Raw genomic sequence first — 15,768 nt, 5'->3', positions numbered from 1 at the left:
TTAGCTCTTCACCAGCACCGGACCCGAACCGGCCGGGCGCTCGTTCTCCATCAGAATGCCCAGCCGTTTCGCCACTTCGGTATAGGCTTCGAGCAAGCCACCGAGGTCCCTGCGAAAACGGTCCTTGTCGAGCTTCTCGTTCGACTTGATATCCCACAGCCGGCATGAGTCGGGCGAGATCTCGTCGGCGACGATGATCCGCATCATCTCGTTCTCGAACAGGCGGCCGCATTCCATCTTGAAATCGACTAGACGGATGCCGATCCCGAGGAACAGCCCGGTGAGGAAGTCATTGACCCGGATGGCGAGCGCCATGATGTCGTCGATTTCCTGCGGCGTCGCCCAGCCGAACGCGGTGATGTGCTCTTCCGACACCATGGGGTCGTTGAGCTGGTCGTTCTTGTAATAGAATTCGATGATCGAGCGCGGCAGTTGCGTGCCCTCCTCGATGCCGAGGCGCTGCGACAACGAACCGGCCGCGACGTTCCGCACCACCACCTCCAGCGGCACGATCTCGACCTCGCGAATCAACTGCTCGCGCATGTTGAGGCGGCGGATGAAATGGGTCGGCACCCCGATATCGTTGAGGTGCTGAAACAGGTACTCCGAAATCCGGTTGTTGAGGACGCCCTTGCCCTCGATCACCTGGTGTTTCTTGGCATTGAACGCGGTCGCATCATCCTTGAAGTGCTGAATCAGAGTTCCCGGCTCCGGACCTTCATATAGGACCTTGGCCTTGCCTTCATAAATACGGCGTCGACGGCTCATTGGGATGTACCGTGTTTTGTTGAAATCCATGAAATTGGTGTGCTCCGGATGACAAGGGTTTGCGACCACGACGGAGCTGCCGTGAAGGCCAAGTCTTGATCCTTAACGGCGTCCTGAACTTAAGCGACCGGAAACAGAACAAGAACCTCGCCTGATGGCAACCTATCCGATTGGCCCATCCAGCACAATCGACCCGGCCCGATTGGGCCCAACTTATCCCGATTGCCTGCGGCTTAACGGACCGTTGTTTTACCGATTCGCTCCCTCTATCTAGGTAGTCCAGCGGGCCGCGACAACGCGGCCTTATTTACCGTTTGCGGGGATTGGAACCGAAGAATGACCACTTTCGACAAGCGCGAGGAAGGTTTTGAGAAGAAATTCGCCCTCGACGAGGAGCAGAAGTTCAAGGCTGAGGTGCGCCGCAACAAGCTGCTCGGTCTTTGGGCAGCGGAAAAGCTCGGGCTGACAGGCGACGCCGCCACTGCCTATTCCAAGGAAGTGGTTGCCGCCGATTTCGAGGAAGCCGGCGACAAGGACGTCCAGAACAAGATCGTGAAGGACTTTGCCGCCAAGGGCGTCGCGATCGCTGCCCCTGAGGTGCGCGCCAAGATGGACGAGCTAATGGCGCAGGCCGCCGCCCAGGTGAAGGCGGGGACCTGACACCTCACCGTCATTCCGGACGACGCGAAGCCGCGATCTCGGATGCGCAATTGCGCATCGGGGAATCTCGAGATTCCGGGTCTGGTCCTTCGGTCCATCCCGGAATGACGGTAAGATGACGTCTAGCGATACTCCTTCCGAAGGATCTCCAGCAGCCGCCGCGCTGCCGCGCTTAAAAATCCGCCGCGGCGCGTCACTGTGACGACGTCGTGGCTTGCCTTGAGGTCGCCGACCCTGATGGTCGAAATCGTCTTGTGTCGCAGTTCCTCGGCCGCATTGCTCTCAGACAATAGCGCGATGCCGAGGCCGGCTTCGACCAGGCGCTTCTGCGCGGTCAGGCTGTCGACTGGCGTCCAGTCTATTTCACCCAATCCATGGGTTTGGAACAGCGCAAAGACATGCGCGGCCGTAATCTCGCGCCGTCCCGGCACGATCGGAAATGCAATCCAGCGCTCGCCACGCAAGTCGGCGAGCTTCGCCACTCGGCGACCGGCGCGCGGATGGTCCAGCGCGCACACCACCTGCAGCCGCTCGGAGAACAGCAATTCGCAGTCGAGATCGCGCGAGCCCTCGCGGTCATAGCGCAGGCCGATGGTCACCTCGCCGCGCCGGACCATGTCGCTGACCTCCGCGCTGGTCGCCGTGCGCAGGGACAATTCGACCTGCGGGTGCTCGGCCGCAAACCGCTTGAGAACCGCCGACAGCCGCCCGCCGGCGAGCGTGCCGACTACGGCCAGCGCAATGGGGCCCGAATTCGGCCGCGCCAGCGCGCGCACCGCATTCTCCGCATCCTGTGCGGCAGCAACCGCGCGCTCGGCATGCGGCACCAGCACCCTCCCCGCATCGCTCAACATGGTGCGGCCTGCAATGCGCTCGAACAGCGGCACGCCGAGTTCCTGCTCCAACAGCGCAATGCGTCGCGAGATCGCCGGCTGCGAGCGGTGCAGCGCTCTTGCGGCGTTCGAAATACCGCCGCGGCGATGAACCGTCAGGAAGGTGAGAAGCGCATCGCTGTCCATATCAGGCTCATGCAAAAAGCTGATGTTGTATAGAGAAATAACAAATTTGGCTGATGGGCGACAGCCCGCTAGTTTCGCGGCCATCAGAACGACGACAAGCGGAGCTACCGATGCGAAGTCAGATGGAAAAAGCCGAAGCGTTTCGCGCGCTGCATGCGCGCCCGGACGCCTTCATCATCCCCAATCCATGGGACGCCGGCACCGCAAAACTGCTCGCCGCGATGGGGTTTGAGGCGCTGGCGACCACGAGCCTCGGCCTTGCCAACACGCTCGGCAGCGTGACCGTCAGCCTCGATGCTATCCTCGAGAACTGCCGGGCGATCGCCGAAGCAACCGACCTTCCCGTCAGCGCCGACCTGGAGAACTGCGGCGCGGACGATCCGAAGGCTGCGGCAAGGGCGATCACGCGCGCGGCCGAAGCCGGCGCCGTCGGCGGCTCGATCGAGGATTTTACCGGCGATCCAACGAGGCCGATTTACGATTTCTCGCTCGCGGTCGAGCGCGTGCAGGCCGCGGTCGAAGCGGCCCGCGCCCTGCCCTTTCCGTTCACGCTGACCGCGCGGGCCGAGAATTTCCTGCACGGCCGCAAGGATCTCGACGACACCATCAAGCGGCTGCAGGCGTTCGAGGCCGCCGGCGCCGACGTTTTGTATTCGCCCGGCCTTTATGACATCGGCACCATTCGCACCGTGGTGTCCTCGGTCGGGAAGCCGTTCAATCTGGTGATGGGCTTAGCCGATCCGACGCTGACCGCCCCGCAACTCGCCGAGGCCGGCGTCAAGCGCATCAGCGTCGGCGGCGCGATGGAGCGCTACGCGCTCGCTGCTTTCCTGAAATGCGCCCGCGAGATGAAGGAACGCGGTGCGTTTACCTATGTGCGCGACATGGCGCCGATCGCTGAAGTGCGGAAGGCGTTTATCGCGGCGAATAGCGAGTAGCGAATGGCGAGTGGCCCCTCCTCTATTCGTTACTCGCCATTCGCATCCCTCACTCCTCTTTAAAGCCATATTCCGGCACGTTGCCGCTGGCGCCGTAGTACTTATACGGCAGGAATTTTCCGGACATCGTGATCTTGACCCGGTCGCCCTTCGGATTGGCGACGCGGTCGATCGCCATGTCGAAGTCGATCGCGGACATGATGCCGTCGCCGAACTCCTCCTCGATCAGCGCCTTCCACGCCGGCCCGTTGACCATCACCATTTCGTAGAAGCGGTAGATCAACGGATCGGTTGGCGGCATCGGCGTACCGGTGCCGCGCATCGGCACCTCGTTGAGCATCGCGACTTCCGATTTCGACAGCCCGAACAATTCGCCGGCATTTGCGGCCTGCGGCTTCGTCAGTTTCATCTGGCCCATGATGGCACCGACGATCAGCACTTCCGAATAGCCGCCGATCTTTTCGCAGACGTGTTTCCAGCTCCAGCCCTTCTCGCGCTTGATGTCGAGCAGCTTTTCGGTGAGGTCTTCGCGCTTCATGCCTTGTCTCCTTGTGTGCTCGTCATGCCCAGGCTTGTCCCAGGCATTCACGTCTTGTTTTGGATTGCCTAGGAAGATGCGGATGGCCGGGCCAAGCCCGGCCATGACGCCTCAATCGAATCCTCCGCCTCCGCGGCCAGCACCAGTTCCGGCTTGCCCGGCCGCACGACCGGCACGTTGCGCGGATCATGGTCGGCCACGGTGGCGGCAAACGTCTTGCTTCGGCTGACCAGGAAATCGACGATGTGGTTGCGCACCGCGTAGTACAGCGGATGGCGGTGCAGATCGATGCGGCCGCGATCCTTCGGCAGCGGGTTTTCCACGATCTCGGCGAGCACGGCGCCGGGGCCGTTGGTCATCAGGAAGATCTTGTCGGCGAGATAGATCGCTTCATCCACGTCATGGGTGATCATGAACGCAGTCTGTCCGGTCTCGAGGCAAATGCGGCGCACCTCGTCCTGCAGCGTGCCGCGCGTCAGCGCATCCAGCGCCGAGAACGGCTCGTCCATCAGCATGATCTTTGGCGTGATCGAGAGCGCCCGCGCAATGCCGACACGCTGCTTCATGCCGCCGGACAATTCGGACGGCCGCTTGTGCTCGGAACCTGTCAGCCCGACCAGATCGATGAACTTCTGCGCATGCGCCTTCACCTTGGCGCGATCCCAGTTGCGCCATTTCGAGGTCACCGCATAGGCGACGTTGCCGAGCACCGTGCGCCACGGCAACAGCGCATGGCTCTGAAAGATCACGGCGCGATCGAGGCTCGTGCCTTCGATCGCCTGTCCGTCGACGATGACGGCGCCCTCGCTCGGCTCGTCGAGCCCGGCCAGGATGTTCAACACCGTCGTCTTGCCGCAGCCGGAATGCCCGATCACGCAACCGAATTCACCGCGCTTCATCGACAGCCACAGATCCTCGAAGATCGTGGTCTCGCCGCCACCCGCGCCCGGGTATCGCCGAGCGATACCCTCGATGGAAATGAACTTGTCTGTCATGGTGCTATTCCGGGAAAGTGACCATGCGCGTGAACCGCGCCAGGATCTGGTCGAGCAGCATGCCGACGATGCCGATCATGAGGATGGCGATGATGACGTTGGTGATCGAGAGGTTGTTCCACTCGTTCCAGACGAAGTAGCCGATGCCGGTGCCGCCGACGAGCATCTCGGCCGCGACGATCACGAGCCAGGCGATGCCGATCGAAATCCGCATGCCCGTCAGGATGGTCGGCGCCGCTGCCGGCAGGATTACGGTGAAGGCACGCCTGACGGTACCGACTTCCAGCGTGCGTGCGACGTTGATCCATTCCTTGCGCACCGCGGCGACGCCGAACGCGGTGTTGAGCAACATTGGCCACACCGAACAGATGAAGATGACGAAGATCGCCGAGATCGAGGAATCCTTGATGGTGTAGAGCGCCAGCGGCATCCACGCGAGCGGCGAGATCGGCTTCAGCACCTGGATGAACGGATCGAGCGCCTTGCTGATCAAGGGCGACATCCCGATCAAAAAGCCGAGCGGGATCGCGACGATCACGGCGAGAAAATAGCCGAGGCCGACGCGCGCAATGGAATAGCCGAGCTGGATGCCGAGCCCCTTGTCGTTGGGGCCGTTGTCATAGAACGGTTGCCTGAGGTGCTCCCACAATTTGGCGCCGACATCGAGCGGGCCCGGCATCGCCGATTTGCCCTGGGTCGCCGTCAGCCCCATCAGCTTGGCGTATTCCGGCGACATGTTGGTGGCCGCAGCGGTCGGGCGCGTGGCGAGATGCCAGATGCCGAGGAAGGCCGCGAACAACGCGATCGAGACCACGGCTGCGCGGAAACGAAGGGATGAGGTCATGGCCGAGTCCTCCGTGTCCCGGGCGCGGCGCAGCACGAGGCGCAGCGCAGTGGTGCGCCGCAGAACCGGGACCCACCCAACTCGCGGCGGTCCCGGCTCAGCAATGCACCGCCACGCACGTCGTGCTGCGCGCTGCATTGCGTCCGGGACACGAGAGCATCGCTCATCACGACGCCTTCCTGATCTTGAAGCTGGCGAGATAGTCTTCCGGCTTGGCGGGATCGAACGTCTTGCCCATCACCGAAAAGCTCTTGGTCGTCGCCGCGGGCGGCGTCAGACCGGCTTCCTTCATCAGCCTGATGGCGTCGGTCGCGAGATAGACCTGCGAAGCAATGCCGGCATAATCGACATCGCCCTTGATCTGACCCCAGCGCTTCATCTGGGTCATGATCCAGATCGCAAAGGATTGCCACGGGAACGGATCGAAATCGACGCGGTTCGGCTGCTGCACGATGTTGCCCAGCCCGTCCGCGAACGTGCCGGTCAAAATCTGCTCCAGCACGATCGGCGGCTGATTGAGATAATTCGCCGGCGCGATCGCCGCGGCAATCTCCTTGCGGTTCTCCGCCTTGTGCGCGTAGGCGGTGGCCTCGATGATCGATTTGAGCAGCGCGCCATAGGTATTCGGCATCGAGGTGACGAATTCCTTCGACGCGGCGAAGGCGCAGCACGGGTGCCCTTCCCAGATGTCCTTGGTGAGGATGTGAATGAAGCCGACGCCGTCGAAGACGGCGCGCTGGTTCATCGGATCGGGACCGAGATAGCCGTCGATGTTGTCGGCACGGAGGTTAGCGACCATCTCCGGCGGCGGCACCGCGCGGATCTGCACGTCGATGTCGGGGTCGAGGCCATGCTCGGCGAGATAATAGCGCAGCAGGTAATTATGCATCGAGTAGTCGAAGGGCACGGCGAACTTGAACCCCTTCCAGCTCTTCGGATCGCGCCTGTTCTTGTGCTTGATCGACAGAGTGATGGCCTGGCCGTTGATGTTCTCGACCGCCGGCATGGTGTAGGGAATCGGATTGGAGCCGGCGCCCATGGTGATGGCGAGCGGCATCGGCGACAGCATGTGGGCGGCGTCGTATTCCTTGTTGATGGTCTTGTCGCGGATGACGGCCCAGCCGGCGGTCTTGATGACTTCGACGTTCAGGCCGTTCTTGGCATAGAAACCCATCGGCGCCGCCATGATGATCGGCGTGGCGCAGGTGATCGGAATGAAGCCGACCTTGAGATCCTTCTTTTCCAGCGGCCCGCCTGCCGCGAACGCTTCGGTCGCGGTCTTGAGCGGGAAGAATTGCGACAGCGCTGCCGCGGCGGTTGCCGCGCCCACCGACTTCAAAAACGCGCGCCGGGCGACGTCCTGCGGAAACATCGCCCGCATTACGGCGGAGGCGACGACGCCCTCGTAGCGCTTCTGCTCGCTCTCGATGGCGGACTGGGCCTGCAGTTGGGCGGCCTGGTGCTCGGCTTCGCTGACATGCTGGCCACAGCTACAGCCACCGGCATGAAGGCGGCGGTTGGGATCGAATGGATTGTCGAAGGTAGACATCAGACCTCCTGCGCGACGTTGCCCCCTAATTAAGCAAGGCACATGCCAGCCCCGTTCTGCGGCAATGGCTCTGACATCACAGGGATTTTGCTGAAGTTGGAGGCTACGAGAATTCGTGATACACGAAATGTCGTAGTTCAATTACGAATTTTCGGAGTATCGACCGGATGGATCTGGCCCTCGGCTCAACCGCCCCGCCGCAGGATGTCGAACTGCGTGCCACAGCGTTCGAGTTTGCGATCGAGCCAGCGCTGCTGCTGGACCCCTATGCCGACCAGATCCTTGACGCCAATCCGGCCGCCTGCACCCTGCTCGGCTATGACCGCGCCTTGCTGCGCCAGACCAAGGTCAGCACGCTGCATGCCGGACAATTGCCTGTCCTGATCGTGTTCACGCAGGCCGTGCTCGACAAGGGCGCGTACTGGACCAACGCGCTGACCCCGCGCCACGCGACTGGGCAAAGCCTGCGCCTGGAATATGCCGGCTCACTCGTGCCAGGTGACGGCCGCCCGCTGGTGCTCCTCACCATGAGCGATCTCGACGCGCGCCGCCGCCGCTATGTCGATGCGGCGGCCGAAGACCACATGCGCGGCGGGATCGCGACCTGGCAGCGCGTTGAGCGCGTGTTCCAGGATATCGAGCGGGAGAACCAGTTGATCCTGCGCGCCGCTGGCGAAGGCATCTACGGCGTCAACGCCGAGGGCAAGACCACCTTTGTCAATCCGGCCGCCGAGCGCATGCTGGGCTGGGGTGCGGAAGAACTGGTCGGCAAGGCAATCCACCCGATCGTCCATCACACCCATCATGATGGGCGACACTATCCCGATCACGATTGCCCGATCTACGCGGCGTTTCGCGACGGCGCCGTGCACCAGGTTGAGGGCGAGGTGTTCTGGCGCAAGGACGGCACGCCGGTCTGGGTCGAATACACCTCGACGCCGATCCGCGACCGCGGCGTCGTGGTCGGCGCCGTCATCGTGTTCCGTGACGTCAGCCAGCGCCGCGAGGCCGACGAGAAGCTGCATGCAGCGCTCGCCGAGGTCGATCGCCTGCGCGAGCGGCTCGAGCTGGAAAATGCCTACCTGCAGGAAGAAATCCGCATCGAGACCAACCCGCGCGGCATCATCGGCCAGAGCGAAGCGATCCAGAAGACGCTGCGCCAGGTCAAGCTGGTGGCGCCGACCACCGCCGCGGTGATGATTACCGGCGAATCCGGCACCGGCAAGGAATTGATCGCGCGCGCCATCCACGAGGCGAGCAGCCGCCGCGACCGGCCGCTGATCCGCGTCAATTGTGCCGCGATCCCGCGCGAACTCTTTGAAAGCGAGTTCTTCGGCCACGTCCGCGGCGCCTTCACCGGCGCGATGCGCGACCGCATCGGACGCTTCGAGCTCGCCGACGGCGGCACGCTGTTTCTCGACGAGGTCGGCGAAATCCCGATCGAACTTCAAGGCAAGCTGTTGCGGGTGCTGCAGGAGGGCAATTTCGAACGCGTCGGCGAGGAGCGCACCCGCGCGGTCGATGTGCGCGTGATCGCCGCCACCAACCGCGATCTCAAGCAGGAAGTGCAGCGCGGCCGATTTCGCGAGGACCTGTATTTCCGGCTCAATGTCTTTCCGGTGGAGTCGGTGCCGCTGCGCGAACGGCGCGAGGATATTCCGCTCTTGGCGCAGCACTTTTTGACCCGCGAGAGCAAGGCGCTGAAATCCAGGCTGCGGCTATCTGAAGGCGATGCGCGCCGGCTTTCGCGTTACGACTGGCCTGGCAACGTCCGCGAGCTGCAGAACGTGATCGAGCGCGCGGCGATCCTGGCGCAGAACGGCCGCTTGCGCATTGACCTGCCCGATACATCCGGCGCGCAGCCCTCCCCCGGCGCGGCGCACGTGAAAGCCGATGCCCGGCCGGTTGTCTTGACCGCGTCGGAAATGCGCGCCCACGAGCGCGCCAATATTCTCGCCGCGCTTCAGGCCTGCTCTGGGAAAGTGTTCGGCCCCGGCGGCGCTGCCGAGATGCTGGACATCAAGCCGACCACGCTGGCCTCGCGCATCAAGGCGCTGGGAATTACGAATACGCGAAGCTTGGCTGGCTAATCAGGGCGTGCACTCATAAACGTCGGCTTCCCACGCCGATGCGGAGATCACCGGGCTTGCCGCGATCGGCAGCGTGGGTGACCCATCTCGGACATCGCTGGACGGCCCACTGCAAAACAGTCCTTGAGCATGCTCAGTCGCGAGTCATCGCGAGTACCTTGAAGTCCTTGTCGAGCTTGATGTCGTACTGCCCGTCCTTGCATTTGGCGTCATCGACTTCAAAGTAGCCGCTGCCCTCGGTCTCCTTTTCCATCTTGCCGCCCGTGCAGCCAAAGACTTCCAAGGCAGCCTTGATCTTCTCGGCCTCTGCCGGTGTCACTGGGGTGTCAGCAAGCGCGAAAGTGCTGCTTACAAGTGCAGTGGCGAACGCCATCAAGAAGGGCTTCATCTGTGCATTCTCCAATTCAGCAAAGGAAACCGGCTTAAGCCAAGTCTGTTCCAACCTAAAGGCATCAGGAGGAAGCCCCCGACCCTGCGGATGTCTGAATGTGGCCCCAAAAAGGCGACATGCATCAATGTTGGCTTGCTAGTCGCCTTCCGAGAGTAAAGCGGACCTGACTTAATTGCGAGTACATGCCCTAATAGCGGCGGCCGCCGATGGCGAACGGCGAGGCGCCGGGTAGCGAATTGAATTCGCTGTCGATCCGGCCCGACTGCTGGACGTAGCCGACGCCCAGAGAGAGGCTGAGATTCGACGTCGCCTGGAATTCGACGCCGGCATTCACGCTGGAGATCGGCAGCGTGCCGGATTTGGAATCGAACGGCGCGAACGGGCCGCCGATGCCGGTATTGTATTTCAGCGTGTCGAAACCGGCATAGAAGGTGATGGGCAATCCGCTGTTCTTGAGGCTATAGCCGAACTGCACGCCTTCGCTATAGATCGAGCCGAAACTGCCGAACGCGCTCTGGCTCAGACCGCTGAAACCCATGTTGCTGCGCTGGCTACCGACAAAAAAGCCGTTCGAAAAATTGTAGCGCGCATAGGAAGAGCCGTTTCCGACGTCGCGGAAATCGAAGCTCGGAAAATTGCCGTAAGCGCTCGGGCTCTCGCCCGCTTCCCCGCTGAACCCCATAGGCCAGCCTGGGATCCAGTAATTTACGGGGCTCGCTTGGGCATGGGCCGTTCGCCCGCCGAAACAAACCACGACCAATGCTATGGCGAAAGCTAATCTACGTGAGGAACCGGACATCCGAGCGACCACCAACATGTCGTCGAATTATACGCTCGGGACATCTGAAGCGCCAGAGGGGCTGTTCGGGTTGGATCAACTCGCGCAGCATATCTCCTCGGCCCGGCGCGCCGGTTCCTCCGCGAACGGGCGGAAGCATCAGGGCGCATTCGCTGCGCGATATCAGGACGACTTTCGAATCCTGAAGCTCGCGAGATAATCCTCGGGCTTCGCCGGGTCGAACGTCTTGCCCATCACCGAGAAGGATTTGTACGACGTCGCAGGCGGCGTCAGTCCCATCTCGGCCATCACCTTGTGCGTTCCGGTTGCGAGATAAACCTGCTCGGCGACCTGCATGTAATCTACATCGCCCTTGATCTGTCCCCAGCGCTTCATTTGGGTCAGCATCCAGACCGCGAAGGATTGCCAGGGGAACGGATCGAAATCGACGCGCTTCGCGTCAGTCTTCACACCTCCCAGTCCATCCGCATAGGTGCCAGTCAGCACCTGCTCGAGCACGGTCACCGGCGCGTTGATGTAGTTCGCCGGCGCGATAGCCTCGGCAATCTGCTTGCGGTTCTCGGCCTTCGAGGCATAGGCCGTGGCATCGACGATCGCGCGCGTCAGCGCCGCGAAGCTGTTCGGCGACTGGGTGATGAATTCCCGGCTCACCGCGAGGCTGCAGCAGGGATGGCCGTCCCAGATTTCCTTCGACAGGATGTGCAGGAAGCCGACACCGTCGTAGATCGCCCGCTGGCAGATGTTGTCGGGCGCGAGGAAGCCGTCGATGTTGTCGGCGCGGAGATTGGCGACCATCTCCGGCGGGGGCACCGAACGGAGTTGCACATCGGTATCGGGATCGAGGCCGTGCTCGGCGAGATAATAGCGCAAGAGATAATTGTGCATGGAATAGTCGAACGGAATCGCGAACTTCATGCCCTTCCAGTCCTTCGGATCCCGCTTGTCCTTGTGCTTCAGGGCCAGCGTAATGCCCTGCCCGTTGATGTTCTCGATCGCCGGCACCGCAAACGGTATCGCATTCGAGCCGAGACCCAGCGAAATCGCGAGCGGCATCGGCGCCAGCATGTGGGCAGCGTCGTATTCCTTGTTGATGGTCTTGTCGCGAACGACCGCCCAGCCCGCTGTCTTCACGACCTCGACGTTGAGGCCATGCCTGGAGTAGAAACCCAGCGGCGCCGCCATGATGATTGGCGTCGCGCAGGTAATCGGAATGAAGCCGACCTTGAGGTCCTTCTTCTCCGGCGCGCCGGCTGAGGCAAAAGCCTCGGTCGCCGTCTGCAGCGGGAAGAACTGCGATATCGCGGCGAGTGCGGTCGAAGCCCCCACCGATTTCAGGAAGGCGCGGCGCGCGGCATCCTTTGGAAACATCGCCCGCACCACGGCGGAGGCGACGACGCCCTCATACCGCTGCTCCTCGCTGCGAACCGGCTCGCAGCGCAACGCTAGTGTCGCCTGGTTGTGCTCGGCCGCGGAGCCATGCTGGCCGCACACGCAGCCTGTGCGCGAGAGCTTGCGGTCGGAATCGAAAGGATCATCGAATGTCATGTTGCGCCCCTGTCGTATCGCCACAGCGGCAGCCATTCTCCTGCCGTGATCCGGTCCACCCGTTCACGGCCCGGCCGTTGCCAGCCGGGCCGTTGGCAACAAACGGCTCTACGCCGCCTTGGTCGTAAGCTTGGCCTCCATCGGCAGCCCCTCCTCGATCGGCAGCGACGGATCGCGTGACCATTCGTTCCAGGAGCCGAAATACATCCGCACGTCCTTCACGCCGGCATTCTTCAATGCGAGGAACGTGTTCGAGGCGCGCGCCCCCTTGAAGCAATAGAGATAGACCGGCGTATTCTCCGTGATACCGACGGTGGCGCATTCCGCCAAAATCTCGTTCTTGGACTTGAAGCGCGGCCCTTCCGCGGTCGGCTTCATCATGCGGTACCACTCGAGCCAGACGGCGCCGGGGATGCGTCCCTTGCGCGGACAGAAATCCTTGCCATACGGTGAAGAGCTTTCGCCGATCCACTCGTCGATGTCGCGCACGTCGAGCAAGGCGACGCCGGGCTTGCCGACGGCGGCGAGCATGGTCTTCGCATCGATCAGGATATCGCCGGCTTCGGGCAGAACCGCGAACGACGCCTTCACCGGCGACGGCACGTCCGTGGCCACCGGCAGCCCCGCTGCCGCCCAGGCATCGTAACCGCCATGCAGCACCTTGACCTTGGGATAGCCGAGCATGGTGAGCAGATAGTAGCCGCGGCAAGATTGGCCGAAGCCGGAATTCATCGACTGTTCGTAGATGACCGCCGTTTCCTTGCCCGAAAGCCCGGCGGCGCCGAACGCGTCGGCGAATTTCGTCTTCAGTTCGTGAATGCCCTCCGGCGTCGAGGTCGCGAGATAAGTGAAGATTTCATGGACGTTGACGGCGTTCGGGAGATGCCCCGCGCCGTAAGCCTCGGGATTGCGGGTGTCGATGACGACACACGGCTCTTGCTTGAGGAATTCCGCGAGTTCGCCGGCAGTAATCAGAACGTCCGTCATGGCAGGCCTCTCCTGTTTCGTGGTTGCTGGTTCGGGTCGGTCGGAAATCCCTTTAGTGCTCGTCGCCGGCCAGCATCTTGCGAAGCTGCTTGGTGGCGGGGGTGACGATGGCGACGAAATAGGCCTCGCGCAGCCGCCGCTGAGCGCGGTGGCTCTTCAGATAGCCGCGCGCGCCGCAATGGAGCATCGCCGCATGCGCGGCCGCGACGCTGGCGTCGCCGGCACGCAGCCGAAGCGCGATCACACGGCGCCAGTAGCCGTCGTCGGAATTATAGGGATCGCACGCCAGCGCCATGGTCTCCTTCTCGAACTCGGCATGGAGTTCGCGGAACTGAACCGGCTGCTGCGGCAGATAGCGGTTGACGTGGCCGAGCGGCGGTCCGACCTCATCCATGATCTGGATGCAATCCTTGATCAGACCGAGTGCCATGCCGGCCTGCAGCAGGATGAAGCCAGCCCGGATATTCTTCACGAACGGCCCCGCCGGTTCGGCCAGGATCAGCTCATCCGGCACGAAGACATCGCGGAACTGCACGGCATAGGTGCCGGTGCCATCCATCGCGAGGAACGGCTTGCAGGGTTGCAGGGTGATCGCGGGATTCGAACAGTCGGCGAGGAACATGACGATGCCGCCACCCTCGTCCTCGCGCTCGAAGATGGTGCCGAAGAAATGATCGGGACCGAGATTCGACACCCAGGGCAGCGCGCCCTTGACGATGTAGCCGCCCTCGACCTTGCGTCCCCTTAGTTTCAGCCGCTCGATGCCGAAGAAACTCTTCATCGGGTTGGACAGCCCGGTGCCGCCAAGAATCTCGCCGCTTGCAAACTTGCCGGCGAACTTGGCGACGAGCCCTGGATTGTCTGAATTCGCGGCGTACCAGACCAGCGTGTTCTGGCACCACGCCATAAAGGCGGTAGCGCCGCAGACCTCTCCAAGTGCCGCGATCGATTGAATGGCGCAGCGCAGATCGGCTGCGCCATTGAGAGGCTGATGACTGCCCCATGCGCCGGCGCCGCCAAGACGCCGCAGCAACGCATCCGGGTACACCGTGCCTTCATCGATCGCGATGGCCTGGGGTGCGAGTTCACTCCGCGCAATCGCCGCGACTTGATCCACGGTCGATGCCGCCGGGAGATCGTCGTCAACTGCGAGCCGCGATACCGCCAATGAACCCATGAGACCCTCCGCACCCCAAACCTTGTTGCGACTGCTTATGCGCTGACGTCGAGATTGACCGGGCGCGTAAACGTGTTGGCGACCGGCGACCATTTCTTGACGTGGGCGACCAGCGCATCGATCTCGCTCTTCGGAATGCCCTCGCATTCCATGTCGACCTTGACGCGGACATCTGTGAAGCCGACCGGCTTCTCGCTGACGTCGCCGGTGCCCCACACCGCGGTGATGTTGAGGTCGCCTTCCAGCTCGAGCTCGAGCTTGTTGACGATCCAGCCGCGGTGCACGGCATTGGCGTGCAGACCGACCGCAAGGCAGGAGCCGAGCGCGGCGAGCGAGGCTTCCGAAGGATTGGGTGCGGTGTCGTCGCCCAAAAGGCCCGGCGGCTCGTCGACGATGTAGGGCGCGAGGTTGCGGATGTAGTTGGCGTGACGGAACTTGCCCTCCGCCACCGTCTTGCACTTCAAGGTCTTGATGACCTTCGGATTGGCCTTGCCGTTGGCGATGAGCTGTTCGAGCCCATTTTTGTCGATCGGGGCCAGGCAGCCCGTGAGCACCGTTTTCTGAGCGACCGCAGTCATCTTTTCTCTCCCTAGGGTAGGATACCGAACGTTCTGTTTCCTGCATGAAGCGTGCCAGATCAGGTCGAAATCAAAAGCCGAACGTCTCTCGTCGCTTAGCGATGCCTGCCCGGAAACTGGTCAGCGCCGCGCTGCACAGGCGCGAAGCAATTGCCCGCGTGCGTGCGATTATTTTCGGCGCAAAGATGCGGCTTGATGATTGCGCCGCGCTCCGATTAACTGCGGCGCATGGGCAAATCAGTTTCCAGGAAGAAAGCTGTCGCGGCGTCGGCTGCAGGCGACGAGGAATCCGCGCGCGGTCGCCTGCTCAGCGCGGCGACGCACCTGTTCTGCAAGAACGGCATCAACGCCACCGGGATCGATGCCATCATCGACGAAGCCGGAACGGCGAAGACCACGCTCTACAAATTGTTCGGATCGAAGACCAACCTCGTCAACGCCGTGCTGGAAAGCGAAGGCAAGGCCTGGCGCGAATGGTTCATCGGCGCGATGGAGGATGGCGGCGGCGACGCGCAGGCGAAGCTGACGCGGATTTTTCCGGCGCTGAAGCGCTGGTTCGGCGAGGAGCGCTTCTATGGCTGCCCCTTCATCAATGCGGTCGCCGAGCACGACAAGGACGCCAAGCAGTTCCGCAACATCGCGCTGCGCCACAAGAAAGTGGTGCTGGCGCACATCGAAAAGCTCGCCGCCGAGATGGGCGCGTCTGAGCCGCAGGTGCTGGCCCATCAGCTCGCGCTTCTGATCGATGGCGCCATCGTCGCCGCCATGGTTTCGCGCGATCCCGGCGTCGCCGACACCGCAGGTCTTGCCGCCGGCAATCTGTTCGGGCCTTCGAGGGTGAAGAAGACGAAGCGCGCGGGTAACCCTGCGGAGCTTGTCGCCGTCTGAGT

16 protein-coding genes are annotated in these 15,768 nt (G+C 62.6%); 4 read left to right on the top strand and 12 right to left on the bottom strand.

What is annotated here, in order from left to right; genetic code table 11:
* A complete protein-coding gene (gene purC, locus LMTR13_RS15420; protein WP_008974302.1) occupies nt 1-768 on the bottom strand; it encodes a phosphoribosylaminoimidazolesuccinocarboxamide synthase in 768 nt (255 codons plus the stop codon).
* A gap of 336 nt (nt 769-1,104) precedes the next feature.
* On the opposite strand from purC, the gene LMTR13_RS15415 reads away from it, so the two are divergent.
* Nucleotides 1,105-1,428, top strand: a complete 324-nt coding sequence (locus LMTR13_RS15415) for a DUF1476 domain-containing protein (RefSeq protein ID WP_065728614.1) — start codon at nt 1,105-1,107, stop codon at nt 1,426-1,428.
* A gap of 122 nt (nt 1,429-1,550) precedes the next feature.
* On the opposite strand, the gene LMTR13_RS15410 is transcribed toward LMTR13_RS15415, so the two are convergent.
* On the bottom strand, nt 1,551-2,447 hold the full coding sequence (locus LMTR13_RS15410; protein WP_065728613.1) for a LysR family transcriptional regulator: 897 nt from the start codon (nt 2,445-2,447) through the stop codon (nt 1,551-1,553).
* Nucleotides 2,448-2,557: 110 nt separating this feature from the next.
* Between LMTR13_RS15410 and LMTR13_RS15405 the strand changes: the two genes are divergently transcribed.
* Nucleotides 2,558-3,385 (top strand): isocitrate lyase/PEP mutase family protein, encoded by an 828-nt coding sequence (locus LMTR13_RS15405; protein ID WP_065728612.1) that lies wholly within the window; start codon nt 2,558-2,560, stop codon nt 3,383-3,385.
* 49 nt (nt 3,386-3,434) lie between these two features.
* Here LMTR13_RS15405 and cynS read toward each other — a convergent pair whose 3' ends face one another.
* The 4 genes from cynS to LMTR13_RS15385 all read right to left on the bottom strand — a co-directional run bounded on the left by cynS (nt 3,435) and on the right by LMTR13_RS15385 (nt 7,311).
* Nucleotides 3,435-3,923, bottom strand: coding sequence for a cyanase (gene cynS / locus LMTR13_RS15400; protein ID WP_065732714.1), 489 nt, complete (start codon nt 3,921-3,923; stop codon nt 3,435-3,437).
* 68 nt (nt 3,924-3,991) lie between these two features.
* Nucleotides 3,992-4,918, bottom strand: coding sequence for an ABC transporter ATP-binding protein (locus LMTR13_RS15395; protein ID WP_065728611.1), 927 nt, complete (start codon nt 4,916-4,918; stop codon nt 3,992-3,994).
* Nucleotides 4,919-4,922: 4 nt separating this feature from the next.
* Nucleotides 4,923-5,762 carry a nitrate ABC transporter permease gene (gene ntrB / locus LMTR13_RS15390; protein WP_065732713.1) on the bottom strand — a complete coding sequence of 280 codons (840 nt, stop codon included), beginning with the start codon at nt 5,760-5,762 and terminating at the stop codon, nt 4,923-4,925.
* 166 nt (nt 5,763-5,928) lie between these two features.
* A complete protein-coding gene (locus LMTR13_RS15385) occupies nt 5,929-7,311 on the bottom strand; it encodes a CmpA/NrtA family ABC transporter substrate-binding protein (protein WP_065728610.1) in 1,383 nt (460 codons plus the stop codon).
* Between the two features lie 167 nt (nt 7,312-7,478).
* Here LMTR13_RS15385 and LMTR13_RS15380 point away from each other — a divergent pair, with 167 nt between their 5' ends.
* Complete coding sequence (locus LMTR13_RS15380; protein ID WP_065728609.1) at nt 7,479-9,401, top strand: sigma 54-interacting transcriptional regulator; 1,923 nt, start codon at nt 7,479-7,481, stop codon at nt 9,399-9,401.
* A gap of 133 nt (nt 9,402-9,534) precedes the next feature.
* Here the strand turns inward: LMTR13_RS15380 and LMTR13_RS15375 are convergent, their stop codons facing one another.
* The 6 genes from LMTR13_RS15375 to LMTR13_RS15350 all read right to left on the bottom strand — a co-directional run bounded on the left by LMTR13_RS15375 (nt 9,535) and on the right by LMTR13_RS15350 (nt 14,878).
* Complete coding sequence (locus LMTR13_RS15375; protein WP_065728608.1) at nt 9,535-9,789, bottom strand: hypothetical protein; 255 nt, start codon at nt 9,787-9,789, stop codon at nt 9,535-9,537.
* A 190-nt stretch (nt 9,790-9,979) separates the two neighbouring features.
* Nucleotides 9,980-10,474 carry a hypothetical protein gene (locus tag LMTR13_RS15370; protein WP_335622085.1) on the bottom strand — a complete coding sequence of 165 codons (495 nt, stop codon included), beginning with the start codon at nt 10,472-10,474 and terminating at the stop codon, nt 9,980-9,982.
* A 279-nt stretch (nt 10,475-10,753) separates the two neighbouring features.
* Nucleotides 10,754-12,136, bottom strand: coding sequence for a CmpA/NrtA family ABC transporter substrate-binding protein (locus LMTR13_RS15365; RefSeq protein ID WP_065728606.1), 1,383 nt, complete (start codon nt 12,134-12,136; stop codon nt 10,754-10,756).
* A gap of 108 nt (nt 12,137-12,244) precedes the next feature.
* Nucleotides 12,245-13,123 carry a sulfurtransferase gene (locus tag LMTR13_RS15360; protein WP_065728605.1) on the bottom strand — a complete coding sequence of 293 codons (879 nt, stop codon included), beginning with the start codon at nt 13,121-13,123 and terminating at the stop codon, nt 12,245-12,247.
* Between the two features lie 52 nt (nt 13,124-13,175).
* Entirely contained in the window at nt 13,176-14,300 is a 1,125-nt protein-coding gene (locus tag LMTR13_RS15355) for an acyl-CoA dehydrogenase family protein (RefSeq protein WP_065728604.1), read from the bottom strand.
* A 35-nt stretch (nt 14,301-14,335) separates the two neighbouring features.
* Nucleotides 14,336-14,878 (bottom strand): OsmC family protein, encoded by a 543-nt coding sequence (locus tag LMTR13_RS15350; RefSeq protein WP_065728603.1) that lies wholly within the window; start codon nt 14,876-14,878, stop codon nt 14,336-14,338.
* Nucleotides 14,879-15,106: 228 nt separating this feature from the next.
* On the opposite strand from LMTR13_RS15350, the gene LMTR13_RS15345 reads away from it, so the two are divergent.
* A complete protein-coding gene (locus LMTR13_RS15345; protein ID WP_065728602.1) occupies nt 15,107-15,766 on the top strand; it encodes a TetR/AcrR family transcriptional regulator in 660 nt (219 codons plus the stop codon).
* Nucleotides 15,767-15,768: the final 2 nt, after the last annotated feature.

This window comes from Bradyrhizobium icense (assembly GCF_001693385.1).
In the GTDB taxonomy this organism is placed as follows: Bacteria; Pseudomonadota; Alphaproteobacteria; order Rhizobiales; family Xanthobacteraceae; genus Bradyrhizobium; species Bradyrhizobium icense.
This window is presented reverse-complemented; position numbering and strand designations above follow the sequence as displayed.

Coding starts and splice junctions, on each gene's coding strand:
- purC (WP_008974302.1), bottom strand. CDS start 768: ATGAGCCGTCGACGCCGTATTTATGAAGGCAAGGCCAAGGTCCTATAT.
- LMTR13_RS15415 (WP_065728614.1), top strand. CDS start 1,105: ATGACCACTTTCGACAAGCGCGAGGAAGGTTTTGAGAAGAAATTCGCC.
- LMTR13_RS15410 (WP_065728613.1), bottom strand. CDS start 2,447: ATGGACAGCGATGCGCTTCTCACCTTCCTGACGGTTCATCGCCGCGGC.
- LMTR13_RS15405 (WP_065728612.1), top strand. CDS start 2,558: ATGCGAAGTCAGATGGAAAAAGCCGAAGCGTTTCGCGCGCTGCATGCG.
- cynS (WP_065732714.1), bottom strand. CDS start 3,923: ATGAAGCGCGAAGACCTCACCGAAAAGCTGCTCGACATCAAGCGCGAG.
- LMTR13_RS15395 (WP_065728611.1), bottom strand. CDS start 4,918: ATGACAGACAAGTTCATTTCCATCGAGGGTATCGCTCGGCGATACCCG.
- ntrB (WP_065732713.1), bottom strand. CDS start 5,762: ATGACCTCATCCCTTCGTTTCCGCGCAGCCGTGGTCTCGATCGCGTTG.
- LMTR13_RS15385 (WP_065728610.1), bottom strand. CDS start 7,311: ATGTCTACCTTCGACAATCCATTCGATCCCAACCGCCGCCTTCATGCC.
- LMTR13_RS15380 (WP_065728609.1), top strand. CDS start 7,479: ATGGATCTGGCCCTCGGCTCAACCGCCCCGCCGCAGGATGTCGAACTG.
- LMTR13_RS15375 (WP_065728608.1), bottom strand. CDS start 9,789: ATGAAGCCCTTCTTGATGGCGTTCGCCACTGCACTTGTAAGCAGCACT.
- LMTR13_RS15370 (WP_335622085.1), bottom strand. CDS start 10,474: ATGGGGTTCAGCGGGGAAGCGGGCGAGAGCCCGAGCGCTTACGGCAAT.
- LMTR13_RS15365 (WP_065728606.1), bottom strand. CDS start 12,136: ATGACATTCGATGATCCTTTCGATTCCGACCGCAAGCTCTCGCGCACA.
- LMTR13_RS15360 (WP_065728605.1), bottom strand. CDS start 13,123: ATGACGGACGTTCTGATTACTGCCGGCGAACTCGCGGAATTCCTCAAG.
- LMTR13_RS15355 (WP_065728604.1), bottom strand. CDS start 14,300: ATGGGTTCATTGGCGGTATCGCGGCTCGCAGTTGACGACGATCTCCCG.
- LMTR13_RS15350 (WP_065728603.1), bottom strand. CDS start 14,878: ATGACTGCGGTCGCTCAGAAAACGGTGCTCACGGGCTGCCTGGCCCCG.
- LMTR13_RS15345 (WP_065728602.1), top strand. CDS start 15,107: ATGGGCAAATCAGTTTCCAGGAAGAAAGCTGTCGCGGCGTCGGCTGCA.